Here is a 23,901-nt window from a genome sequence, read left to right on the forward strand (position 1 = left end):
TTTTGCTGCTTGCGCCCCATCGCTCATTTATGCGGGTAAGGATGTGCTTGTCTGCAGGCGGCACATAGCGGACCTGCCCGGCCCCATATTCTCCACCCTCTAGGTACCAATTCCGCGGTTTGTGTTCTTGTGCCAACCCGCATTTATCGCGGAATTAGTGCGCGGGAGAAAAAGCGGGAGGTGCGGGGCCTGGCTGGCCTCGCACCTCCCGGGTTCCGTATTTACTTAGGCGCTAGCGGTTTACTTACGCACTGCTAGCGTTTTGATTCCGCGCTAGCAGTTTGCTTTGGCACTAGCGCGTTACGCATTACTTGTTAGGCGCCAGCGTATTGTTTCCGCGCTAGCGGCGTTAGCGGCTCAAAACCGGCGTTATGTTAGCAACGGCGCTAGCTACGGTGTTAGCTACGGCGCTAGCGGTGTTAGCTTCGTGTTAGCGGCGGTCTACGGCCGGGGTGTCAATTCCGTCCCCGTCCCAATCGCCAACCACCGAAACATCCTTCGCATTACCATAAGCAAAGACCTCATCAGCCACGCCAGAAACCAATTCGTTCTTCAAGAAGAACTGGTTGCCGCGTACAACGCCAACCCCGTCCTTGCCATCACCGTTCCAGTCACCAGCAATCACGCGGTCACCAGCAGTACCATAAGCAAACTCAAGCGGTGCCTTGGTATCTTCCAGCTTGCTTTGCACGTAGAAAACGTTTCCACGCACAGCGGCCAAGGTATCCTTACCATCACCGTTCCAATCCCCCGCAATAAGGGTATCGGAAGGGTTGCCATAACCGTAAACCGCGTCAGCAACACCGCTGGTCAGCGAATTACGCACGAACACTTGGTTACCGCGAACTACGGCAACAGTGTCCTTACCATCACCGTTCCAGTCCCCTACCAGGACTTCATCACCAGCATTACCGTAGGCAAACTCGAACTGGGCAACACCACTAAACCCATTCGTGCCCAGGAAGAGGTTGCCCCGGCGCACCATCGGCGTATCGATACCGTCACCATCCCAGTCACCAAAGATGATTTCATCGTTCGGGTTACCATAGTTAACCGTACGATCCGCCTTACCCTGACCCCACGCATTCACATACAACACACCACGCGCGTCATTTTCAACCGCCCACACACCAGCGGGCTTTTCAACGGCAGGTTTGTCGGCACCTTCAGCACCGGTCTGGCCGACGTCTTCAGCGCCAGTCTCGGCACCGGTCTCGGTACCTTCAGCACCCGTCTCTGTTCCGGTCTCGGCACCTTCAGCACCGGTCTGGCCGACGTCGTCGGCACCAGTCTGGCCGGCGTCGTCCTTTACCTCGTCCCCGCCCTCGGCAGAAACCTCGGAATTAGTAGAAACGGGTTTGCCGGCAAGCGGGAGGCCATTGTCATCCAGGTAAACCGTTTGGATCCCGGATTCTAGTACGCGGCGCTCGACGCGCTCGAGGTCATAGTTATCGTCCAAAATCGGGAACAGCGAAATCGGTGTCATCACCATGCTCGCTGCTGGTTGTTTGCCAGAATCGAGGGCCGGCCCCGTATATGGAGCGATCGTAATATCTAGATGTCCGTAATGTTTTCCGCCCGAAACCAAATGCTTGACTCCAGCCTCGTTGGTCTCCCACTTTTCGGGTTCATCCGCCTGGGCCATCCACACCGAATGCGTGTTGAAACGCAAAGGTGCGTAAGTGCCATCCTCCTGCTGGACCATCTTCTCGCCGCGTAGCCCATCCGAAGCCACGCCCACATCCCAGTGGTAGACGCCCACGCCGTCGTTATTCTCATCAACATAGGAAGCCTGGAACATTTCATCATGCCCAGAAAACACCGCGGCCACACCATACTCTTCAAAAAGCGGCTGCAGGTGGCGCATCGGCGTTCCCGGCTGTTGGTCCGCATGTTCATGGCCCATCGTGGTGCCATGCACGCCATTCGAATAGGCCACGTGGTGGTACTGCACGACGATCGTTTGTCCCTTCGCACGCGCGTCCTGCAACTGCTTTTCCAGCCACTTGTACTGCTCGGAACCCGGCATAAAATCGGGCTGATCTACAGAATTAGGGTCTTGCCCCTCTCCCCACCAGCCCAGCTCTACCGTTTTCGGGAAATCGCGCCTAATTTCCTCCATCGTAAACTGGTTCTGCGTGTCGGTACCGAGTTGTTCCTTTGTAATATTTGCGTCATTACCCGTCATTGGGGCTGGCGCGGAATCCGAATTAGGCGATTGGTCCGGCTGACCGTTCGTCGAATCTAAAGAAATAACGGTAATCGGGCCGTAATCCGTGCGATGGTAGGCATCGCGAGCATTCGCATTATCAGAACCGTGGGTATCAAAAACCTGGTTATAAGCGGCGCGCGCCCGAATCACCGCGGTCCGATCCTCCGGGGTTCCGTAACCATAAACTTCGTGGTTACCGAGAGAAGTAATCACCGGAATAGAGTCAAGAATATGGCCCTGATCCCCCGCGAAATAGCGGAACCATTCATCCCAATGGCTTTGCGAGGAAGCTCTTTCCGCGATATCACCGGGGAGCAGAAGCAGATCCGGCGCGGCTTGCGCAATAGCTGCATTATTTAGTCGTTGCGCCTGATCCTCCGTCACCGCGTAATTCACGGCATATTTTCCGTTACGCGTACTACCACCGAATTTCTGATCCCAAGCAGAACCGGCACCGGGTCGCTCCTCCGAGCCCTCCGCAAGATTCAAGGTCTGTTCCCATTCGCGGTAGGTCACCCGGCCAATCGGGTCAGTTTCAGTATCCGAGAAAGCAATAATGTGTATGGGCTCTACGAGTTCGCTACCTGGAGTAGGAAGCGTACGGAAAGATGCAGAATGCGCATACCCATCCACCTCTACGGTGTACTGATACGCGGAATTAGTTTGCAAGCCGGTCAGGTCGACGCTGTATTTGTACGGCTTATCTGCCCGGATCCAGGCTCCTTGCGGAACTCTTAGTTCTTTGTTCCGGGTAAGATCGCCCTGCGTCAGTTCATAATCTTGATAATCGTTGACCGGGTTATGCACACCGGCTACTGTTTCGGTTTTTCCTTCTGCAGGCAGTCCCGGACCGGTGACGGTGATTTTCGCTTCCGTTCCAAGTTCGGTAAACCAATTGATTGTTATCCCTGTATCCGAGGGACGTTGCAGATACGGAAGAACCCGGAAGCCGGGCCGTGGATCTAACGGGACGGTACGCCCGTCAACAACTGTCGGGTTTTCGTTCGTAGAAGCCAAGGCGGGCGAGTCCACCCCTGGCTGCAGAACGGGCTCCGCCTGGGCCGGCGTCGGCACGGCCCACAAGGCGGCCGGCAGGAAAGCAAAGCTAACCATTGCCGCCACCGTTTTGCGCAGTTTCGAGGATTGCATGTTTGCCTTTCCAATCGCGTGGTTGACGCGTTAAAAGTACGGAATCCTCGTAAATTTTTGGTAACCAAGAAAGAAATTCCGGCACCCGCTCACTCGGTGCACCAATTCCGCGGTTTCCGCGAGAGCGTCTCGTCACCCCGGTGCAACTAACGCCACACGAGAAGAAAAGAAGAAGCGCACCGTCCCACACCAGTTACACAGAGAACCCCAACCGACGCGCCGAAGCCCGCGCCCGACACACCGAAGCCCGCGCCCGACACACCGAAGCCCGCGCCCGACACACCGAAGCCCGCGCCCGACACACCGAAGCCCGCGCCCGACACACCGAAATCGCGGAATTGGTCCCCCTGGGGAAAGAAAAGCGCGTGGGGGTGTGCTCTGAGCACACCCCCACGCGCTTTTCGGTATTACATTTTGGCTTTTAGCTTCCCCGTCTTGTATCCAATCCGGGAGGGCTTCGGGCCGCCGTTAGATCCTGATTAGATCAGCTTCTCCAGCTTGGCGATGAGCGACTTGCGTGCCTTGCCAGCCTTTTCAGCCTCCAGCACACGCTGCACTTCCGCCGCGTCCTGGCCCTCGACGTATTCCATTACGTCGTCAATCTTCGCATCAGCCGGATCAAAAGCGTCGTCGTCACCCGCATCTACAGTTTCCGCTTCCGCGGTTTCGGTTTCCGCTGCGGCGTCGGTTTCTTCCGACTTCGCGGTGCTAGCCGCCGCCTTCTTGGCCGCAGACTTCTTCGGGGCCGGACGCTTGCGTTCCTGCGAGAAGTCAGGTTCCGCGTTTTCTTCTTCCGGCTTTTCCCCAACTACCGCGATAACGTCTACGTCTTGCCCGTCGGTGTCTACTACCGTGGCTAGGCGCAGGGCAGAAATGAGCGCCTTACCGCGAGTAAGTTCCCCGGAGAAGGCCCCCACCTGGCCGGTTTGCATAACCGCGGAAAGGAACTGGTTCGCATCCATGCCGTACAACTGAGACTGCTGCACCAAGAAGTTGAGCAGCTCATCTTGCTGCACCTGCACGCCGAACTTATCGGCCAGGACGTCAAGCATGAGCTGATCGCGCAGACTGGAAGCAAGGTCGTCACGGATCTCTTCGCCGTGTTCGTCGTCGCCTTCCTTACCTTCGGCCTGCAGATGCTGTTCAACCTGGGCATCAATCAGCGAATCCGAAAGCGGCACGTCCACGACTTCCCGCAAGTGCTCGAGCAACTTGCCCCGCGCTTGCGCAATCTGGGCTTCCTTCGCCGCCTTTTCTGCCTTTTCTTGCAAGCTGGCGCGCAGTTCCTCGATCGTGTCAAATTCCGACGCCATCTGGGCGAAGTCATCGTCAGCTTCCGGCAGATCAGGTTCCTGTACCTTTTCAATCTTGACAGAAACCTCAGCTTCTTCACCTTCGTGTTCGCCGCCAACCAGCGTCGAAGTGAAGGTGACTTCCTCGCCAGCGCTATGGCCGGTAAGAGCCTCATCCAAACCGTCAATCATGTTGCCGGCACCCACGCGATAAGAAACGCCGGAAGCGGAATCCACTTCCTCGCCTGCAATCGTTGCCGTCAAATCGATTGTCACATAGTCCCCGTCGGCCGCGGCCCGATCCGCCGTCTTCAAGGAAGCGAAACGTTCCCGCAGGTCCGTGAGTTCCTTTTCGACGTCGTCCTCATTCACCGAAGCCGGATCGACTTCGAGCGTAATATCCGCCGGGTTTGGAAGGATAATCTCGGGGCGAATATCCACGGTAACGTCGAAGGAGAAGGGGGTCTCGGAACCCGGATCGAGCGGAAGTTCGACGACGTCGACCGCCGGGCTCCCGAGAGGCACCAACTCGTTTTCGGTCAGTGCCTGCGTGTAATAGTTGTCCATAGCGTCGTTCGCGGCTTGCTCCACGATCGCTTCCCGCCCGATTTGGGCTTCCAACACGCGCGTGGGAACATGCCCGCGCCTAAAGCCGGGAATCTGGACCTGTTTACCAATTTTCTTGGCAGCCTTATCAATTTCGGGCTTAAATTCTTCGAAGGGAACCTCGATAGACACCTTTGCTCGGGTCTCTTCGAGAAGTTCGTAGGAGCTCTTCACTACTTTCTCCATGTACTACGTATGTAAGGGGCGAAAATCGCCCCGCTTGAAGGCACGTGGCCACTGACAGGCCTGAAGCGCATTCGCGTTCAGGCATACCCGCTAATTCTAAGCTAATTCCGCGGTTCCGTGCGCGCCCATAGGGCCGCGCTTTAAGTGGAGCGCGTTACGCAAACCTCGGAATTAGTCGGCACGGAGGGAAAACTGGCCGTGAGGATTCTTACACACGAGCTCTTTGCGCGCGATGAGCCAAAAGCCTTCCATTTCTCTCCTCCGCACCAATTCCGCGTTTTCGTTTCACAAACCAAGCTTCAAACCAATTCCGCGATTCGAGAGTGTCTACTTAAGCCATTCGTGGATACGTAAATCGCGGAATTAGTCGCAAGTGGGTGCGCGCTCTCGTACTAATTCCGCGATTTGTGCGCGCTCAAAGAAAACCTACTCGCCCTCAGGCGAGCGCGTGTTGGATATGTGCAAGCCACTCTTCGTAACTCATGGCCCGCACCACGGTTTCCCGCATCTCTTCGGGCATCATCTTTTCCTCGTACGTTCCCGCGTCTTTGAGGCCGATTTTTTCCATGACGCGCAGGCTGGCCCCATGCACAGCCGGAGCACAGGCCGCAATTACCGGAAGCCTGATCACCCCAAACATGTAATCGCGCACTTTCAACGCCGCTTCCGTGGCCAAACCCATGCCCCACACTTCACGATCAAGACACCACGAAAGCTGCCACTGAATTGGTTTGCCGGCGTACAACAACGTCTCCCCTTCCGGCAACGGTGCCGCCGTCACCCCCGCAAAACCAATCAAATCCCCCGGCCGCAAAACCACTTCTCCATGGTCACGCAGACCGTACCGCACACGCACCGCCCACAACCCAAAACCGTGATTAATGAGATCACCCTGGAACATGGAGATCTCATCCAAAGCGTGGTTGGAATCAAAGGAACCAGAGATGAATTCCCGAGCCTTGCTATCTTCATTAATAGCGGCCCATTTTTCCGCGTCTCCGCGCCGCCACCCCGTCAAATCCAGGTGTCGCGTTTGCAACTCGAAAATATCATTCGCAACCTTGAAAGCATCATCCACACCCGTATTCTGGCACGCGCCATCCGCTTTCGCATTAACAGCCTACATAGGCCGACGCCGTACGCGGTGCCTTGTCGATCCGGGCCGGTAACACCAACATACCGTTTCGCAGACAAATTAGTCGAACTGCCCTTGGTAGAACATTCTTCGTGAAAACTACGGCGCGGGGAGCGCGCGGCCCGATACCCGTCGTCGTTCTTTACCATCCAGCCAAAAACCGCAACGTATCCGCTACACCCAGGAGACGTTCCCCGAGCAAATCTTTCTAAAACCCGGGCAAACTCGCCGCGCGTAAACGCCCAACGAAGAACCCTCCTGAACCTACACCCTTAATTAGGCTCCCCTTAGCAAATGCCTCAAAGCAAACACCACGAGCCAGACGCCTCAAAGCATTCACTTCAAGCAGGCACTTCAAGCAGGAACTTTAAGCAACCACTTCAAGCAGGTACCTCCGAACGACGCCCAAAAGGAGACCAAAGACCCCAAAAAGTGCCGAAGAACTGGCTCCTAGAGTCGCCTCTCGATTAGCCGGGAAACGACATATTCAAGCACCGGAGCTAGGCGGGTATCGGGACGCCAAGCCACCTCGTGGGTGATTTCGACCAGACGGCCATTATCTTTCAAGAGCGGACACTTGTATTCTTCCGGGTTAACCATGGATTGCGGGATGAGCGCGATGCCTTTCCCTTCGCGCGCCCACTCCTCCATCCTGCGTAGGCTGTCAGCCTCATCAAAATACGTATTGAGTTTAAAAAGTCGTTCTTGGAAGAACGTTTGAATAAAATCCCCGAGGCCATTATCAGGGTTGGGCATAATAAAATTTCGTTGTGCGATTTCATTAAACTCAATCATTTCTCTTCTGCCGGGCCGCATTTTAACCACTGCGATTGGCTCGGAAATCACACGCCGGCTCACGAGCCCGCCGCACCTTCCGGCCCCCGGTCCGATTATTAGGTCGAAATTTGACTTGCGCAGTCTGCTACGCAGGCTCTCCATGGGTCCCTCTATAATCGCCAGATCGTGCCGTTCTGGCAGTTCGCGGATGGCCGCATAGAGTCGCCCGATAACGTCGCCGCCAATGAGGTCAGAAACGCCGATGCGTAGGAACCGCTTTTGCTCATTCAGCCATCGCTTGCCCTCCGTAGCCGCATCCGAAAGCGCGTCAAGCGCTCTTTGCATCAGCGGAATCACCCGCTCACCAAAGGGCGTCATCGTGGTGCCGTAGGACGTTCGGGTAAACATTTCGGCGCCGAGTTGTTTTTCCAACTTACGGACCGCGAGGGACAGGGTCGGTTGTGCCATCCCGAACACTTGGGCCGCCAATGTGAACGAGCCGGTGCGGGAAACCATAATTGCGTATCGCATCGCGTCAGGACTAAGGTCATGCCTCATAGCCACAGAGTAACCGGCGCTATCTACAACTTCACGTCTGTTTTGGATTTATCCACAGGCTTGTACAGTTACCGCCGCCACATTTCAGTCTTTCGCTTCTTCTGCGAACCATTTCCGCGATTTCGAACTTTTCGCCGCTCGCCCATCTGCTCCAGGCCGACGCCGCACGGCTAGCACGCCCCACCGTTACGGTTTGCGGATCGCCGTTTATGAGAGCTCTCGCGCGGCCCCTACAGGCTCATTGACCTGCGGATTGTAAATACCACTCTAATGACAGCTGGAAGGGGCAAATTCTACGCCTTCCAAAATTTGCGCGTGCGGCAAGCTCTCAGCAGTGCCGCTAAGGGTGGCCGTAAGGCGAGCAAGATAACCCCTTTTACAATTCGGCAAACATTAGAAAGAGCTAACCCTGGCGTGCGGTGGACCACTTTTGAGCGAAGCTGGGTTCACCCAGCTTGCTTTAAAAATCTATTTTTCTGTGGATAGTTCGCCAAGCTGATTATGCTTCGGCAAAAACAACCTGCCTGAACAGGCACTTCTTCAGCTTCAACCTCAAAATGCAGCACGTCAAGTTTTTCGCGAGATGCCTGATTGTAGTTTTTGAAGCTCTTCCGCGCTTTTGGGCCATTCGTGCGCTTCTGGCGCGTCTACGCGCGCGCCTGTACCCTCCTTCGATAGAGCGCATTTCGTCTACAGCTAGGGCGCGTCTACGCGCGCGCCTGTACCGGGCCCAATCTGGCTATAACCAAAGCAAGCAGCACCCCAACCAAGCAGCGCCAGAACCCAGACCGGATCGCAATCAAGTACCGCAGTGAACGGCAGCATCATGAGCCATACAGAGCCGGAATCACACACGACCACAACCTAGGCAACGCCAGAACCCGAGACGCACCGCGATCAAGCGCTGCCGTAAACCCAGCCACACCGCACCCCAAGCAGCACAGCATCGTGACCACCAGTTTTTTGAATCCCATGCGCTCGAAAACCTAAGAGCTCACAACCGCGAGGTGCAGCGTCGCCCCGTTCCAAAGTGAAGATAAACCTGATTATTCTGGCAGTGCCGGCGCTGAACACTACGCGCTTGCGGGTGAGCTGAGGTTTTTAGCTGGAGTAGCTTTGTGAACGTGTACGCAGGATAACAGCGCTCCTACGGGTCTAAGGAGCGCGGGGTTACTTGGCAATCGTTTTGGTAACCGCTGCCGAATTGTTTTAGCGGCTGCTGGAGCGCTGACAGGAGCGCGGTTGCTTATGCAGTCACCGGTTTGCTTATAGCAGCCGTTCGTTTATTGAGAGCGGCTGGCGGTTTGCTCATAGCAGCCGGCGATTCACTGATAGCAGCTGGCGGAATGTTGGGAACAGCAACGGGCTAGTCGCAAAGCCGCCACTCGGAGATCGCTCCAGTATGGTGTGCATCTGCGGGCTCCGGTAGGCCTGATGCCGGCCGGTTTTACATAGGGATGCCCTGCACCGCGAGCGTCTTTTCCCGATTACCTTTTGGAGTGGCATCTAACTAGTCTCTGAGGAGAAACCCAAAACGCCCGAACTGAAAACCCGAGATACTCGCTAGCCCTGTTTTGTGCCGGACGGGTCTATACAGAACATGTACAGCGTTCGAAGAGAATTTGGCCACGTCTCCTGGGCTTGTTGTACTAGCCAAGCTTGCGGTGCTAACCCGAACTTGCTGCAGTAACCCCGGCTTCCGGCACTAACCAGGCTTCGGGCACTAACCCGGCTCCCGGCACTAAAAGGATGCAGGCCCCAACAGCAAATTCTTGCTCTCCGCACGGAGATACAGCACGACCCTGGTACGCCAGCATCCGCCGCATCGGACCTATAGACGTTGACTTATACCGGTTGCTCTATACCTGTTACAGCTCCCGCCACTGCCGCGATTGGCGGGTTGAAGATGCATGATTCACGCGCGGCGTTATACCACCATCGTTCGTTATGGGTTTTCTTTGGCCAGCTTGCTGGAAACTTTTGGCCGCTCCGCTGGGGAATAAATGGAGCGAGTGACGGGAATCGAACCCGCATCATCAGCTTGGAAGGCTGAGGTTCTACCATTGAACTACACTCGCGTAATCGCAGTTCGAACATATTGAATGCGACTTGGATACTGTACCAGGAAAACACCTCGCGCGCGCCGTATCTTACATCACACTGACTGAGGTGCGAGCAACGGTTGCCCGGCGCAAAGCTTGCCTTGCGCGGAGCCTGCCTTGCGCGGAGCCTCTGGCCCATGGCAGGTTGCTTCCCTACCGGCCATTTTCTCTGCTTCCTAGCCGGCCTCGACTGATATTTCAGTCGCCTCAGCGATCCCCGCTTTCTCCGGCGTATCCGCAGCCTCACGTATCTCTACTCCCCAGGCTCCCTGCTCCCCGGGCGTACCCATAGCCTCACGTATTCCCAAGTTTTGCCAACCGGTTGGGTGAAGGAGCTTTTTGCAACCGCAATTCACACAAACCTCGGAATTGGTACCCACCCTGCGGCTCTACATGAGAAAAATAACGCGCCGCGCCGGCCGATCTTCGCATACAATGGAGCAGTTGTTTGGTGTTTTTGCCAGACGGGACGTGGCGCAGCTTGGTAGCGCACCTGTTTTGGGTACAGGGGGTCGTGGGTTCAAATCCCGCCGTCCCGACTCTGTAGGATCCCTCAACATCTCCCGCATGCCGAGGGATCCTAACTTTTCCTTGCACTACCAACTGCGATTGGCTCGCTTGTGCGTACTGCTGTTACCTTGTACACCGAGTTTCTCGAGAGCGCATCGCACAGTTGCGATCTACACGAAACGGGTTGTACGACGTCGTACACGAAACTCACCGAAAGGGCCTAAATTGTGCTGGGTGATATCGCTGAAACCGCGGAATTGGTGCATGCGGAGGAAGAACCGGCAAGAAGTTGTTTCCACGCGACACGACTTAAATGCAAAATGCCCCGGATAACCGGGGCATTGAGCGTCACCGCAATATGTGATTGCGGTGTGAGTAACACTCTTAGTCCGAGAGCAGTCCGCTCTGGTAAGCCTTTGCGAGTCTGCGCGGAATACGCACTTCGCGGCCACGCACGCGGACGGTCTGGAGCCGGATCGGCGCCGCCTTCCACTGCGAGCGACGAGAGCGGGTGTTGCTGCGGGACATCCTGCGCTTAGGTACTGCCATATGTCTACCGCTCCTTCCTTCATCGAGGCCGCTCTTGTGCAGCCACTTTTCAAATAGTTACAACGCGAGAGCGCATGCGCGCCACGCACATCGGTACATGATACGCGAGACACATACCTTTACGCCAGTTTTCCGTACTTGCTACTCGGTCACACCTCAATCACGCTTTGAGCACCTTGCAGTAACGAGGAACTAAGTGGCCTAAAACGCGGATTTAGTTCCACTGGTTACCAATTCCGCGGTTCCCGTCCACGCCTAATACCGCGATAAACGCATTCCAAGGTAACAAGGTGGCAGGGTGACAAAGTAGCCCCAGCAACACAAACCGCGGAATTGGTGTTTACGATGAGGGTATGCCCATTTATGTCCTCGCCCCGCAGGCCCATTTAGAACATGAGCTGGAACGCAAGCGTTCACGTTTTATTACCGTGGTACGCCGTGTTTCTTCCGAAGCAGAGGCCCGCGACGCAATCGCCGTCGAAAAAGATCGCTTCCCCGATGCCCGGCACTGGTGCACCGCCTACGCAATTTCAGTTCCGCACGCGAGCCCGATTTTGCATTCCTCCGACGACGGCGAACCTTCGGGGACGGCAGGCCGGCCCATGCTTGACGTACTTACCGGCCGGCAGCTTTTGGACGTGGTCGCCATTGTGACCAGGTATTTTGGGGGCACACTGTTGGGTACCGGCGGCCTTGTTTCTGCCTATTCTGACTCGGTTATCGAAACTCTGCGCGGCGCCGAAATCTTTGAGCGCCAGGTCGTGCCCGAATACCAAGTGAAATTGCGGCATGCCGATGCGGGCCGGCACATTGCGGCCCTTGAATCTGCAGGGTTCCGTACTTCCCCGGAATATCTCGTATCGGGCGTCCAAGTAACCGTCGCTACAGACCAGGAAGACCAATTCCGCGGTTTGGTCGCATCTCTCACCAGTGGCGCTGCCGACGTCCGACAAACCGGGGAAACAATCGTGGAAGTTCCCGCCGGGACGATCCCCTAACGGACGTTTCGATCCGAAACGCACGCTCCGCTCTGAAAACTCTCCCGGGAGAGCGTTCCCTACCCTTTTCTCGGGAGAGCGCTCCCTAGCCCTTGCGAAGATTTCTCCCCTATCTTCATATTTACCTACTCCCGGCTAGTCTTGCCTGACCGCGCGTTTGACTAACCCACAGCACCGCGCGTTTGGCAAATTTTTGGCTTATATTTCCGGTACTCGGAGCGACGCATGCGTTTATCGCTTCACATCGCGCGCTGAGCTTCCATATCGCGCGCGGACGCAACTTTTCCTGATTTCGTTCTCCATGGGCATATTTAGACAACCTGTGCACTTCGCGGCCACATCCGCTATATTGGACGTATTGTTCGTCAACGGGAGCGAAAGGAGAGGGCATATGCGTACCGCGCTGAGTCTTTCCGCTTCCGTTGTCACCTGTATGTGTCTTTAGAGCGCCGAGCATTACTGGCGCCCCTGTGGCGTGCTCTCGGCGCTCTTTTTTGCTTGGTTTAAATTCTCTTTTTCAAACATACTCCAAGCAATTTTTCTATTTTGGCGTTTCCTACGACGACGCCGCTAGCGCGGCAACAGCGCAAATCCATTTGAAAAGACCAGATTTGGCATATCCGTGTACCCGCGTACACGCAAATCGCGGAATTGGTCTGTAAATGAAACAGTGACAACGGAAGGTTTTTATAACAATGGCACGTATTTATGATGACGCAACCCAGATAGTCGGGCATACTCCCCTCGTTCGCATCAATAAACTCAATGCCGGCAATCCCGGCCAAGTGCTAGCAAAACTCGAGTTTTACAATCCGGCAAATTCAGTTAAGGACAGGATTGCCGTGGCAATTGTGGATGCGGCCGAAGAGGCCGGCGCACTCCGGCCGGGCGGAACGATTGTAGAAGGGACGAGCGGAAACACCGGAATTGGTTTGGCCTGGGTGGGAGCCGCGCGCGGTTATCGCGTTATTCTCACGATGCCTTCCTCCATGTCTGTGGAACGGCGGGCTCTGCTCCGTGCTTTCGGAGCTGACCTAGTTCTTACTGACCCAAAGGATGGTATGAAGGGCGCAGTGGACCGGGCTCGGAGCATTGCCGAAAGTACCGATAATGCGATCCTGGCATCCCAGTTCTCCAACGAGGCTAACCCCGCTATCCATGAGAGGACGACCGGGCCGGAAATTTGGGAAGACACCGACGGCAAGGTCGATTATGTAGTTTCCGGAATCGGTACCGGCGGGACAATCACCGGTATCGGCCGGTATTTGCGTCAACAAAATCCAGACGTGAAACTTGTAGCAGTCGAACCAGCAGAGTCTCCTCTTCTATCTGAAGGCCGGGCAGGTTCTCACAAGATCCAAGGAATTGGTGCAAACTTCGTACCAGACGTATTGGATACCGAAATCTACAACGAGGTATTCCCAGTTCCGGGTGATGCGGCAATCCAGTTCGCGCGTGACGCGGCACACAAGGAAGGTTTGCTCGTTGGTATTTCCGCCGGAGCTGCTCTCTATGCCGCCGTCGAGATCGCGAAGAGGCCCGAAACCGCGGGCAAAAACATCATTGCAATCGTTCCCGATTTTGGTGAACGGTATGTTTCTACGGCCCTGTTTGACGGCTATAAAGAATAAGTAATAATCAGAGTGCCCGTGCGTGTACTTTGACTCAGCCCGACTGTGTGCAATGTACACGCTGAACATAAGGCACGACTTGGGGCGGGCCAAACTTCGGCTCTGCCAACTCGGCCCGCCCCACCCACCAATTCCGCGATTCTTGTTGACAGCATTTTTGCGCACTGATTAGAACCGACCAAATTCGCGGAATTAGTCTCGAAGATTTGGAGTGGGGTACTAATTCCGCGGTTTGCGCATTGCCGTCTTCGTAGCTGCCGGCGGCAAAAGCGCCCGTTAGTATGACATTGCAGTAGAACTGCAGATTTGGAGATTGACCTGCTGTGAAAAAATCGCTTAGAAAACCCCAGTTCCTCGTGGAAATGCGCGAGGACCTACGCGCGGCGCGCAATCATGACCCCGCAGCCCGTTCAAATCTCGAGGTTGCACTTGCATATTCGGGTGTACACGCAGTTTGGGCCCACCGAATCTCTCACGCTATGTGGAACCGGTCGAAAAAACTCCGACTCCCAGCACGTCTTTTATCCCAGTTAACGCGGGCGCTCACCGGTGTCGAAATCCACCCCGGAGCAAAAATTGGTCACCGGTTCTTTATCGACCATGGGATGGGAGTTGTCATTGGGGAAACCGCCGAAGTGGGCGATGACTGCATGATCTACCACGGCGTCACCCTAGGCGGCACCTCATCCGAACCCGTGAAACGCCATCCGACCATTGGCAATAACGTCACTATTGGCGCGGGCGCCAAAGTCCTCGGCCCAGTCACAATCGGCGATAATGCACAAGTCGGTGCGAACGCCGTCGTCGTCAAAGACGTACCGGAAGCCGCCACCGCGGTTGGCGTACCCGCGAAAAACCGCACCGACACCTCATCATCAGCCGAGGAATGGTTCATCGACCCGGCGATTTACATCTAGCAGCCGCAGATTCCGAAAACGTAACCGGGGCTCGGCGGGGCACGAAAAGACCAAAAACGCCCAAAACACCGAAAGCACCCAAAACACGCATAAACACACATAAACACGCAGGGTACCGGCATCAACGGACGACGCCGTATGCCCCGGCACTTAGCCGTCGCACGTCTGCACCGCCGCACGCTTACCAGCCAAAAGGCTTGCACGCACGCCAGCGCACTCAGGTCACCCAGGCCCGGTGATTAGCCGGCGCAAGGATTTTGCCCGCCGATCCTATCCGGGTGTTTCGCCGGGTTTCCTGTTTCGTCGCGCCCCTTCAATACATGTTTATTTAGTGCATATTTCCGCTTCATTGCGTTTTGCACGAATGCAACACCCGTGCCACCTTCTCAACCTTGTGGTTCCATAGCACCGTTCCGACCGCGAACTGCCTCGCCTGCGAGTGCCGCGCAGTCTGTTCGGACGAGCACATAGGTGTCCCAATAGGCAAGTATCCAGATAGGTAAGTCTCCGGTTGGAGAGCTGCCCGGATGGACAGGTATCCGGACAGCTGTCATTAAGGATTGCCTAAATCCGCGCACCTCGCATGTGACCAGGAAATCAGCGTGAGCCCGCGCGCAGAACGCGCAATACGAGCATCAGCATGGTACCCCTAGCCTGCATGTGGTTCTAGCCTGCGCACAGTCCTAGCCTGCATGTGGTTCTAGCCTGCCCGTTGTTACGACTCGTCCGTGTTTACAACCTATCCGCGGTTCTAACCTATCGGTGGTTCTAACCGCGCGTTTCCTCATATTTAGCGATCTTATTGATGCGACGCACGTGCCGCTCATCGCCCGAGAACGGGGTCTCCAGGAACCAGGTGACTAGTTGCAGGGCTTCCTCCTGCGTATGCTGGCGAGCGCCAATTGAAATAACATTAGCGTTATTATGCTCCCGGCCTAGCTTCGCTGTATCCTCGTTCCACGCGAGAATAGCGCGAATCCCCTTCACTTTATTAGCCGAAATCTGCTCGCCGTTGCCCGAGCCTCCGAGCACAATGCCCAGTGATCCCGGATCAGCCGCAACGGCCTCTGCCGCGGCAATGCATGGTTCCGGATAGTCGTCGAGTGCGTCATAGACTTTCGCGCCATGATCGACGACGTCGTACCCGGCTTTCCCCAGTTTAGCCACAATATATTCTTTAAGTTCAAAACCCGCATGGTCGGTTCCAATGTGTACTCGCATGGCCCAATTCTATTTCGTGAAACGGTGATTTTGTGGCCTTTCGCCTTGCTTATGCAAAGAGCATGAGCATACTCGCCCTCCTTGCTCACCAATTCCGCGATATTAGATGCAGGGCTAACGCTTTCCGCGGAATTAGTAATCGGGCGTTATAACTTTCCTCGGAACTAGACACTGAACTGTACCTTTTCCGCGTTTTACATCGCGGTTTCAACCGCACGTTCCCACAAGCCATCCAACCCCTACTTCCGTTTGGTTTGGGGGCAGCTGGTAGATAAGCGCAACTATCGCGGAATTGGTGGCCGAAGTCTGCATTAGCAGTTTTCGCGGAATTGGTGCCAAAACATGAAAGCGGAGCGAGGTTTCCACAGCCCGGTTGGCGGCACTAGTATCCACCGGCCCGCATGCTTGGCCGGCTAGCCAGACGGTTTTTCCGCATCCTGGCGGTATGGAAACCATTCTTCCTTCGCAAAGTCGGCGTTCGGCGCAGGTTCGTTCTGCCGCACTTACCCGCCTTGGCGTTTTTAGTATCGCGGAGGCTTTCAAACACGGTGTTTCCCCGAGAATGCTACGCAGCCCACTCATCAAACGTGTCAGTCGCGGGTTCTATGCTCTCGCCGCCACCACGGTCACCGAGCTCGACCTCCTCGCCGCTTTCGCCCGGCGTTTTCCGCAAGCCGTGGTATGTCACGCAAGTGCCGCCCGCTTTTGGGGTTTTCCGCTTCCCCGCCGGATCAAACCCTGGGAAGAGGGAGTCCATATTTGTCTCCGCGTCACCACCAAAAAACGTCGCAAAATCACCAACGGTGTGCGCTGGAGTTACGGCAAGGTGCCCAAGCGCGACGTCGTCGTTATCAAGCACCCGCGCACCCGTACTCCGATCCGTATCATGGCACGTGAACGCGCTTTCATCGACATTTGTAAAAGCCTTACCGTACATGAAGCCACCGAAATTGCGGATTATTTGGTCCGCCAACCGCGGCCGCGCTATGAAAAACGGCGTCGCCCTTTCTCCTCCGGCGTAAGGCTGATGAAAGCAGTTCGCGCACATCGCCGAAAACGCGGAATTAGAGTTGCCCGTCTCGCTGTGTCTTTGAGCCGGCGGGGCGCGGATTCGGCACAGGAGACTCGATGCCGTCTTACTTTAATGGCAGCGGGTTTTCCTGAGCCTCGCGTCAATGCGCCAATCCGAGATCTACCTGAAAGTAAACGAACCCCGGATTTGCAGTACGATCGCCACCGCCTCGCTCTCGAGTACGACGGCGCACACCACCGCCTCCCGGAACAACGCCAGAGTGATTTCGTGCGGCGAGCGGAACGAACTGCAGTGCATTGGCGCGAGGAAATCTTTACCGCGGATGATTTACGTCCGCGTTATCCCGAAACCGAAACAGCTTTTGCACCAACCCCGTTTCACCATTGGCGCAAAGATATCGAGGAATGGCGCATCAACCAGATCGAACGGCAAGACGGCATCCGTTGCAGCGACCCGCGCGGCAAAGCGGAACTGAATCTGCCGCATTTACCGTGGGACCACTGTGAATTGACGCGTCGGGTAGGTTTAGCTCTTGCTGCACGTGGTTTTGATTTAGATTCGGTACGACGTCGGCATCCCAGCCCGGTCGCGGCGCCCATGACTGAGGGAAACTGCCCCGCCGGACGAGGAGATTCTCCCACTTGAAAGCCGGAAACCGCGGCATTTTTAGTAAGACGGCCCCGCACCCGTTCTCTGTCCTTCAGCCGCAGCTCACCTCGCAGCGCTCCTCGCACCTCACCCAGCAGCTGACCCAGCAGTTCACCTCGCAGCTTTCCCGCAGCCAGAGTTTACTTTTCGCTCGCTCCGATCGTTCGGCCACAGCCCACCCCACAGCCACCCCACAGCCCACCCCACAGCCCACCCAGCAACCAAGTTGGTTCTTCGCGCACCCCTACCGGCCTGACGGTTTTGCGATCTTCGCCGCAAAATAAGAAAATCGCATCTGGGCGTAGCCTCAACTATGGTTCTCCTATGACCCAGAAACAAATGGAGCAAGTACTCAGTGGTCGCGATTCGCAGGTGCGTTTCCAGGACGACCTGTTCCGCGCGGTTAATGGCAAATGGCTAGATACAGAGGAAATTCCCGCCGATGAGGTCCGTATCGGTTCCTTTATGAAATTGCGTGATGAGGCAGAAGAACACGTGCGCGAAATCATCGAGGAAATTGATGCGAGTGATCCTGAAGCCGAAGCTTCGAAGGTGAAGAATCTCTACTCTTCTTGGATGGATACTAATTCCGCGAATGAGAAGGGAAATCGGCCGATTCTCAGTTACCTCAACATGGTTGCTGCTGCCCCGGATAAGCGCGCACTTGCAACTTGTATCGGCAAGCTTATGCGTGGTGGTGTTGGCACATTCTTCGGAATTGGTGTGGATTCGAGCTTCGCTGATCCCGATCTGAATGTTGTGCATATGTGGCAGTCCGGCCTTGGTCTTCCCGATGAGGCTTACTACCGGGAGGCTCAGTTCGCCCCGGTATTCGAGGACTATCTGGATTTCATGCCGGAGCTTTTTGCGCTCGGCCTTGGCATCGAATCCGCACAGGCTTCCCGCTATGCGAATGCCGTTATTCGCTTCGAACGGAAAATTGCAGCTCACCACCTGAACATTGTTGATTCACGCAATGTTGACCTGCTGAACAATCCGATGACTTTCGATCAGTTCACTGCTCGCGCCCCCGGTTTTGACTGGGCGGGTGCGCTTACCGCGGCGGGCTATGATGTCAAGAATCTCGGAACTATTACAGTGTTGACGCCGGATGCTTTAGCCGGCGCTGCAGCTGCTTGGGAAAGCGCTCCGCTAAAGGATCTCAAGATCTATACGTCGTGGCAGATTTTGCGGGCGTACGCCACTTTCTTGAGTGAAGAAATAGACAATATGTATTTCAGCTTCTACGGCACGGTGCTCTCCGGTGCTTCCGAGCAACGCGACCGGTGGAAGCGCGGCGTCGGCCTAGTTAACGCCATGATCGGTGAAGGTGCGGGCAAACTTTATGTGGCGAAGTATTTCCCGCCGGAAGCGAAAGCGAAGATGCAGGGCCTCGTGGAGGACCTTTTGGAAGCATACCGCCGCTCAATCCGCGATTTGGACTGGATGAGCGAGGAGACCAAGCAACGTGCGTTGGCTAAGATCGATACCTTCACCCCGAAGATCGGGTACCCGCAGCAGTGGAAGGACTATTCCGCGGTTAGTGTGGGCGACGACTTGGTAGCTAATGTAGCGGCCCTGCACGAATACGAATTCCAACGCTCGATCGAAAAGCTTGGCAAACCTGTAGATAAATCTGAATGGTTTATGAACCCGCAGGAAGTCAACGCTTATTACAATCCGCAGTGGAACGAAATCGTTTTCCCTGCCGCAATCTTGCAGTTCCCCTTCTTCGATCCCGATCGCGACGACGCCTTAAACTACGGCGGCATCGGCGCTGTGATAGGTCATGAAATCGGGCACGGGTTTGACGATCAAGGATCGAAATATGACGAAACTGGAGCGTTGGAGAATTGGTGGACCGATAAGGATCGCACCGAGTTCGAAAAGCGTACGCACGCTCTCGTAGCTCAGTACAACGCGTATAAGCCCGAACAGTTCGAGGCAAATTCGAAATTCTACGTGAATGGCGAGCTCACCTTGGGTGAAAACATCGGAGATTTGGGCGGTTTGTCTATTGCTTTTAAGGCTTACCTGATTCATTTGGAGCGGAAAGGCTTAACTTTAGATACGGCCCCGGTGATCGATGGTTTCACAGCCGCCCAGCGAGTGTTCCTCTCTTATGCGCGAATCTGGCAAGAAAAGGTGCGTACCGAATTCTTAGAACGGCAGATCGCCACCGACCCGCACTCGCCCGGAGAATTCCGTTGCAACGGCGTGGTCAAGAACGTGGACGCCTTTGTGCAGGCCTTCAACGTTCAAGAAAGCGATGCCTTGTATCTGGATCCGGCAGAACGCGTCCGTATCTGGTAGCGCTGTAGTTTTCTGGTAGCGCTGCCGGTCACGACCCAGCCTCACCTGCGCTGCCTCCAGGATAAAAACGGCCAACGTTAACTGCAGGTAACTAAAATAGCGTGGTCCTTGTATGTTTTAGGAAACACACAAGGACCACGCTACTTTTATGTAATTTCACTCGTCTGCTTAGTGGGGTTATTTCGAACCGGAATCGCGGAATTAGTACCCAACCTACCGGCTACCAATTCCGCGATTTCAACCTAGTCAAAAATAGGCCCTGCCTCGCCACGCGAGCGCTTCAACTCGAAGAATCCAGGCGTCTTTGCCAGGGCAACACATCCGTCCCATAGATCGAGTGCCTCCTGCCCATGCGGAGCCGGAGAAATAACCGGGCCAAAGAAAGCTACCTCGTCGAAGGCAATAACGGGCACGCCAACTTCATGCCCCACCCTGGCAAGTGCTTCTTGCGTGGATTCCCGCAAGGCGTTATCCCAGCGCTGGGCGTCATTGCCATAATTCGTGGGAATCCCCATGGCATCGAGTACTTCTGCGGCTACTTCCCAGCCGAATACTCGGCCGTCGTTGTATACGGCTCTCCCGAAGTTCGTGTAGAACTCATCGAGCCGCGCATTGCCCTCGCATTCCGCAAGTTTCATGGTGAGCTGGGCAATTTCCCGTAAGGTTCCCGTGCCCAGATGCGATTCTTGCCATTCCTTGTTGCCTTCGTTAAGAATGTCTAAGGAAAACGGCCGCCATCGCACCTCAAAGCCGCGCAACTGCGCCACTTCCTGCAACCATCGTGAAGTAATCCAGGTCCACGGACATGCCGTGTCAAACCAAAACTCGACTCTTGTGCTCATGATCTAAGTCTTCCACACCGCGACCTGTATGAGACCCAAGCCGCGTACACTCATTATTTGTAAAGGTGTCTCCCGCGGCTGGCTGTGTAGGAATCTCTTGGTATAGGTATCTTTACGGTCATCTGCAGGAAAGATGCGTGGGTTAGTCTCGTGGAGGCCCTGCGGCTATCCGGGTAGGGATTGCTCGCCTTCGCGTGAATCGCGGAATTGGTGCTGATCAATATCCGTAATAGTGCCCGCACAAACCGCGGAATTGGTGGCAGCTGGTTTGCACGAAGCGACTAATTCCGCGAAATCGCCCGCGGGAGATTTCGCGGCGGAAAACGGAAAAGAGTATAGGAAAACTCGGGCCAGGCGCCCGAGATCGGAAGGAGCGTTATTTATATGCCGGGTACAAACCTGACTCGTGCGGAAGCGGCGCAACGCGCGCAGCTTGTCAGCACCAAAACGTATCGGATCTATCTTGATCTTTCGGGTGATTCACCGGAAACTTTCAAGGCCGTCACGGAAATCGATTTTGACGCTACCCCCGGCGCCGCGACTTTCCTGGATCTGATTGCTGCTTCGGTGGAAAAGGCTACGCTCAACGGTGTGGATCTGGATCCTGCTCTTTACCAAGATTCGCGTTTTCCGCTGGAGAATTTGGCGGAGCATAACACGGTGCGGATCGAATCCACGCAGTTGTATTCGCGGACCGGCGAAGGTTTGCACCGGTATGTAGATCCGGCGGACGGCGAGGTTTATCTCTACTCGCAGTTTGAGGTAGCGGACGCGCGGCGCGTGTATGCGAATTTTGAACAGCCTGATTTGAAGGCGCGTTTTGAGTTTACAGTTGATGCGCCGGCCGCGTGGCGCGTACTTTCGAATGCGAAGACCCCGGTGGCGCAGCCGCGCGCGGATCGGCCCGGGATCGCGCGCTGGGAGTTCCCCGCTACCGACCCGATTTCTACGTATTTGACGGCCCTGGTTGCCGGTCCTTATGAGGGCGTGGAGGGCAAGCCTTATGTTTCTTCGGATGGACGCGAAATTCCGATGGGCGTGTATGCTCGCAAGTCTTTGGCGCCGTATCTCGATGCGGAAGAGATTTTCACCATCACCAAGCAGGGCTTCGAGTATTTCGAAAGTAACTATGGTCATCCGTATCCGTTCACTAAGTATGACCAGGTTTTCGCGCCGGAGTACAATGCGGGCGCCATGGAAAACGCGGGCTTGGTGACGATCGTCGAGACTTATGTGTGGCGCACGAAGCCGACGGCGGCGATTGTGGACCGGCGTGCTATCACGATCTTGCACGAACTGGCACACATGTGGTTTGGCGATTTGGTGACCATGAAGTGGTGGGACGACCTGTGGCTTAATGAGTCCTTCGCTGAGTTTATGAGCCATTTGGCGGCCGCCGAGAACACACGTTGGAAGGATGCGTGGACTACTTTCCTCGCTTCCGAAAAGACGTGGGCAATCCAGCAAGACCAGCTCCCTTCCACCCACCCTATTGCAGCTAATATTCGCGATATCGAAGACGTGCTCGTCAATTTCGATGGGATTACGTACGGCAAGGGTGCTTCGGTGCTCAAACAGCTGGTGAATTATGTTGGGTTGGAAGAGTTTTTGGCCGGGGTGCGTGCCTATATTGCCAAGCACAAGTGGGGCAATGCTACTTTGCAGGATCTGCTGAGCGAACTTGAAGTGGCTTCCGGGCGTGATCTTTCCGAGTGGACGAAGCTGTGGCTGCAAGAAGCTGGGGTGAACACGCTTACCGCAGACGTCACCTATGAAGATTCTGAGGTTTCTAGCTTCGCGATCGTGCAGAGTAATGATGAGAATTCTTCTTTGCGCCCCCACCGCCTTACGGTTACCGGTTACCAGCTTGACGATTCTACTTTCAAGCCGATTGTGAGCGCCGAAGTAGACGTGGAGGGCGAACGGACTGAGGTGCCGGAATTTGTGGGTACCGATCCCGATTTCATTTTGTTGAACGACGGCGATTGGACTTATGCCAAATTGCGTTTCGACGAACGCTCCTTCCGCATGGCGACGGAGAATTTGGATGCTTTCTCTACCGGTTTGGAACGTGCCCTGTTCGTTTTCTCCGCCTGGGATATGGTCCGCGATGGCGAACTGGATGTTCACACTTATTCCGCGATTGCGTTGCAAACTCTGGCGGATGAATCAAATGGTACGGTGCTTCGCTATGTGATCTCCACGCTGGCTACCGCGGTGAATCTGTATTCGGATCCGGCTACACGTACGGAGCTGCGCACAGAGGTGGCACAAGGTTTGCTGGAAGCGGGTCTTGCTGTTGCTGCTGGTTCGGATGAGCAGAAACAAATTCTCGATAGCTTTATCCCGCTCGCGCAGTCCGCGCCCCAGCTGGATGCTTTGGAGGCCTGGTTGGGTGGCACGCAGGTCCCTGCCGGGTACGACGTCGACCAAGCTGTCCGCTGGCAGATTCTGGCGGCGTTGGCCGCTGTGGGCCGGGCCACGCGCGCTGATCTCGAAGCCGAATTTGCTGGCGACCAGTCTTCTTATGGCCAGATTGGGCTCGCCCGAGCGGAAGGTGCTTTGGCCGATGCGGCGGAGACGGCCCGGGTTTGGGACGAGATTCTGCACCCAACTTCCAATACGCGCCAGCGTAATCTTGCTTTGGGCTTCAGTTCCACTAAACCGGAACTTTTAGTTCCCTACGTGGAGAAGTATTTTGCCGAGGCTGCCCGCATGTGGGAAGCCAATTCCGTGGAAATTGCGAGCAATATGCTTGAATATGCCTACCCGCTGTCCCTTTCGGGACGCACGGATCTGGGCGTAGACCTGCTGGCAGCTGGAGAGGAGTGGCTGGCAAACACGACCGCTGCCCCCGCAGCCAAGCGGCTTGTTTCCGAAGTGGTTTCGCAAACGCAACGCGCGGTGCGTAACCAGCAGATCGACGCCGCTCGCCACCAAGGCTAGGACCTAGTGCCGCTACTTGCGCGACGAGGGGCACTAATTCCGCGATAATTGTTCCAATATGTGCAACAGAAACCGCGGAATTGGTGCCCCTTCCGTTTTCTCATTTCTCACCAATTCCGCGGTTCTTGTTGCATATAGATTCGTACTAATTCCGCGGTTCTCGTTACCTATAGCGGCGTTGTTTTCGCGGAATTAGTGTGCCCCGGATTCTGAGAATCCGGGGCACACCTTCGTTTATTTTATTTTCTAGATACTTATCGCACACCAGATTCTCTT

Annotated in this window: 13 protein-coding genes and 2 tRNA genes; 7 read left to right on the plus strand and 8 right to left on the minus strand. The window is 55.5% G+C overall.

Annotation, left to right across the window (positions count from 1 at the left end; genetic code table 11):
- Positions 1 to 430: 430 nt before the first annotated feature.
- From BLT47_RS00890 to BLT47_RS00915, 5 genes are all read right to left on the minus strand, one after another.
- On the minus strand, positions 431 to 3,361 hold the full coding sequence (locus tag BLT47_RS00890) for a metallophosphoesterase family protein (RefSeq protein ID WP_074660727.1): 2,931 nt from the start codon (positions 3,359 to 3,361) through the stop codon (positions 431 to 433).
- Between the two features lie 479 nt (positions 3,362 to 3,840).
- Positions 3,841 to 5,445: a trigger factor gene (gene tig, locus BLT47_RS00900; protein ID WP_256332487.1), complete on the minus strand. Its 1,605-nt coding sequence runs from the start codon at positions 5,443 to 5,445 to the stop codon at positions 3,841 to 3,843.
- 436 nt (positions 5,446 to 5,881) lie between these two features.
- The gene (locus BLT47_RS00905) at positions 5,882 to 6,523 is read right to left on the minus strand and encodes a GNAT family N-acetyltransferase (RefSeq protein WP_049618793.1); all 642 of its coding nucleotides are present in this window, start codon (positions 6,521 to 6,523) and stop codon (positions 5,882 to 5,884) included.
- Positions 6,524 to 7,030: 507 nt separating this feature from the next.
- Positions 7,031 to 7,915, minus strand: a complete 885-nt coding sequence (locus BLT47_RS00910; protein ID WP_074660735.1) for a LysR family transcriptional regulator — start codon at positions 7,913 to 7,915, stop codon at positions 7,031 to 7,033.
- Positions 7,916 to 9,919: 2,004 nt separating this feature from the next.
- A tRNA-Gly gene (locus BLT47_RS00915) sits at positions 9,920 to 9,993 on the minus strand.
- A 489-nt stretch (positions 9,994 to 10,482) separates the two neighbouring features.
- Here BLT47_RS00915 and BLT47_RS00920 point away from each other — a divergent pair.
- A tRNA-Pro gene (locus tag BLT47_RS00920) sits at positions 10,483 to 10,556 on the plus strand.
- Between the two features lie 355 nt (positions 10,557 to 10,911).
- Here BLT47_RS00920 and rpmF read toward each other — a convergent pair.
- Positions 10,912 to 11,076 (minus strand): 50S ribosomal protein L32, encoded by a 165-nt coding sequence (rpmF, locus tag BLT47_RS00925; RefSeq protein ID WP_074660738.1) that lies wholly within the window; start codon positions 11,074 to 11,076, stop codon positions 10,912 to 10,914.
- Positions 11,077 to 11,429: 353 nt separating this feature from the next.
- Between rpmF and BLT47_RS00930 the strand changes: the two genes are divergently transcribed.
- The 3 genes from BLT47_RS00930 to epsC all read left to right on the plus strand — a co-directional run bounded on the left by BLT47_RS00930 (position 11,430) and on the right by epsC (position 14,622).
- Positions 11,430 to 12,074, plus strand: a complete 645-nt coding sequence (locus BLT47_RS00930; RefSeq protein ID WP_074660741.1) for an IMPACT family protein — start codon at positions 11,430 to 11,432, stop codon at positions 12,072 to 12,074.
- Positions 12,075 to 12,769: 695 nt separating this feature from the next.
- The gene (gene cysK, locus BLT47_RS00935; protein ID WP_074660744.1) at positions 12,770 to 13,705 is read left to right on the plus strand and encodes a cysteine synthase A; all 936 of its coding nucleotides are present in this window, start codon (positions 12,770 to 12,772) and stop codon (positions 13,703 to 13,705) included.
- Between the two features lie 362 nt (positions 13,706 to 14,067).
- Positions 14,068 to 14,622: a serine O-acetyltransferase EpsC gene (gene epsC / locus BLT47_RS00940; RefSeq protein ID WP_074660872.1), complete on the plus strand. Its 555-nt coding sequence runs from the start codon at positions 14,068 to 14,070 to the stop codon at positions 14,620 to 14,622.
- Between the two features lie 768 nt (positions 14,623 to 15,390).
- On the opposite strand, the gene BLT47_RS00945 is transcribed toward epsC, so the two are convergent.
- Entirely contained in the window at positions 15,391 to 15,843 is a 453-nt protein-coding gene (locus BLT47_RS00945; protein WP_074660747.1) for a ribose-5-phosphate isomerase, read from the minus strand.
- Between the two features lie 445 nt (positions 15,844 to 16,288).
- On the opposite strand from BLT47_RS00945, the gene BLT47_RS00955 reads away from it, so the two are divergent.
- Together BLT47_RS00955 and BLT47_RS00965 are read left to right on the plus strand one after the other, a co-directional pair.
- Complete coding sequence (locus BLT47_RS00955; RefSeq protein ID WP_143021729.1) at positions 16,289 to 17,521, plus strand: type IV toxin-antitoxin system AbiEi family antitoxin domain-containing protein; 1,233 nt, start codon at positions 16,289 to 16,291, stop codon at positions 17,519 to 17,521.
- 327 nt (positions 17,522 to 17,848) lie between these two features.
- Positions 17,849 to 19,837, plus strand: coding sequence for a M13 family metallopeptidase (locus BLT47_RS00965; RefSeq protein ID WP_074660757.1), 1,989 nt, complete (start codon positions 17,849 to 17,851; stop codon positions 19,835 to 19,837).
- A 242-nt stretch (positions 19,838 to 20,079) separates the two neighbouring features.
- Here BLT47_RS00965 and BLT47_RS00970 read toward each other — a convergent pair whose 3' ends face one another.
- Entirely contained in the window at positions 20,080 to 20,679 is a 600-nt protein-coding gene (locus BLT47_RS00970) for a mycothiol-dependent nitroreductase Rv2466c family protein (protein ID WP_049619893.1), read from the minus strand.
- A gap of 384 nt (positions 20,680 to 21,063) precedes the next feature.
- Here BLT47_RS00970 and pepN point away from each other — a divergent pair, with 384 nt between their 5' ends.
- Positions 21,064 to 23,625 carry an aminopeptidase N gene (gene pepN / locus BLT47_RS00975; RefSeq protein ID WP_074660760.1) on the plus strand — a complete coding sequence of 854 codons (2,562 nt, stop codon included), beginning with the start codon at positions 21,064 to 21,066 and terminating at the stop codon, positions 23,623 to 23,625.
- Positions 23,626 to 23,901: the final 276 nt, after the last annotated feature.

Origin of the sequence: Actinobaculum suis (genome assembly GCF_900102025.1) — a bacterium.
In the GTDB taxonomy this organism is placed as follows: domain Bacteria; phylum Actinomycetota; class Actinomycetes; order Actinomycetales; family Actinomycetaceae; genus Actinobaculum; species Actinobaculum suis.

Bases quoted from the DNA above. Each gene is read 5' to 3' on its own strand.
- BLT47_RS00890 (WP_074660727.1), bottom strand. From the start codon at position 3,361: ATGCAATCCTCGAAACTGCGCAAAACGGTGGCGGCAATGGTTAGCTTT.
- tig (WP_256332487.1), bottom strand. From the start codon at position 5,445: ATGGAGAAAGTAGTGAAGAGCTCCTACGAACTTCTCGAAGAGACCCGA.
- BLT47_RS00910 (WP_074660735.1), bottom strand. From the start codon at position 7,915: ATGAGGCATGACCTTAGTCCTGACGCGATGCGATACGCAATTATGGTT.
- rpmF (WP_074660738.1), bottom strand. From the start codon at position 11,076: ATGGCAGTACCTAAGCGCAGGATGTCCCGCAGCAACACCCGCTCTCGT.
- BLT47_RS00930 (WP_074660741.1), top strand. From the start codon at position 11,430: ATGCCCATTTATGTCCTCGCCCCGCAGGCCCATTTAGAACATGAGCTG.
- cysK (WP_074660744.1), top strand. From the start codon at position 12,770: ATGGCACGTATTTATGATGACGCAACCCAGATAGTCGGGCATACTCCC.
- epsC (WP_074660872.1), top strand. From the start codon at position 14,068: ATGCGCGAGGACCTACGCGCGGCGCGCAATCATGACCCCGCAGCCCGT.
- BLT47_RS00945 (WP_074660747.1), bottom strand. From the start codon at position 15,843: ATGCGAGTACACATTGGAACCGACCATGCGGGTTTTGAACTTAAAGAA.
- BLT47_RS00955 (WP_143021729.1), top strand. From the start codon at position 16,289: ATGGAAACCATTCTTCCTTCGCAAAGTCGGCGTTCGGCGCAGGTTCGT.
- BLT47_RS00965 (WP_074660757.1), top strand. From the start codon at position 17,849: ATGACCCAGAAACAAATGGAGCAAGTACTCAGTGGTCGCGATTCGCAG.
- BLT47_RS00970 (WP_049619893.1), bottom strand. From the start codon at position 20,679: ATGAGCACAAGAGTCGAGTTTTGGTTTGACACGGCATGTCCGTGGACC.
- pepN (WP_074660760.1), top strand. From the start codon at position 21,064: ATGCCGGGTACAAACCTGACTCGTGCGGAAGCGGCGCAACGCGCGCAG.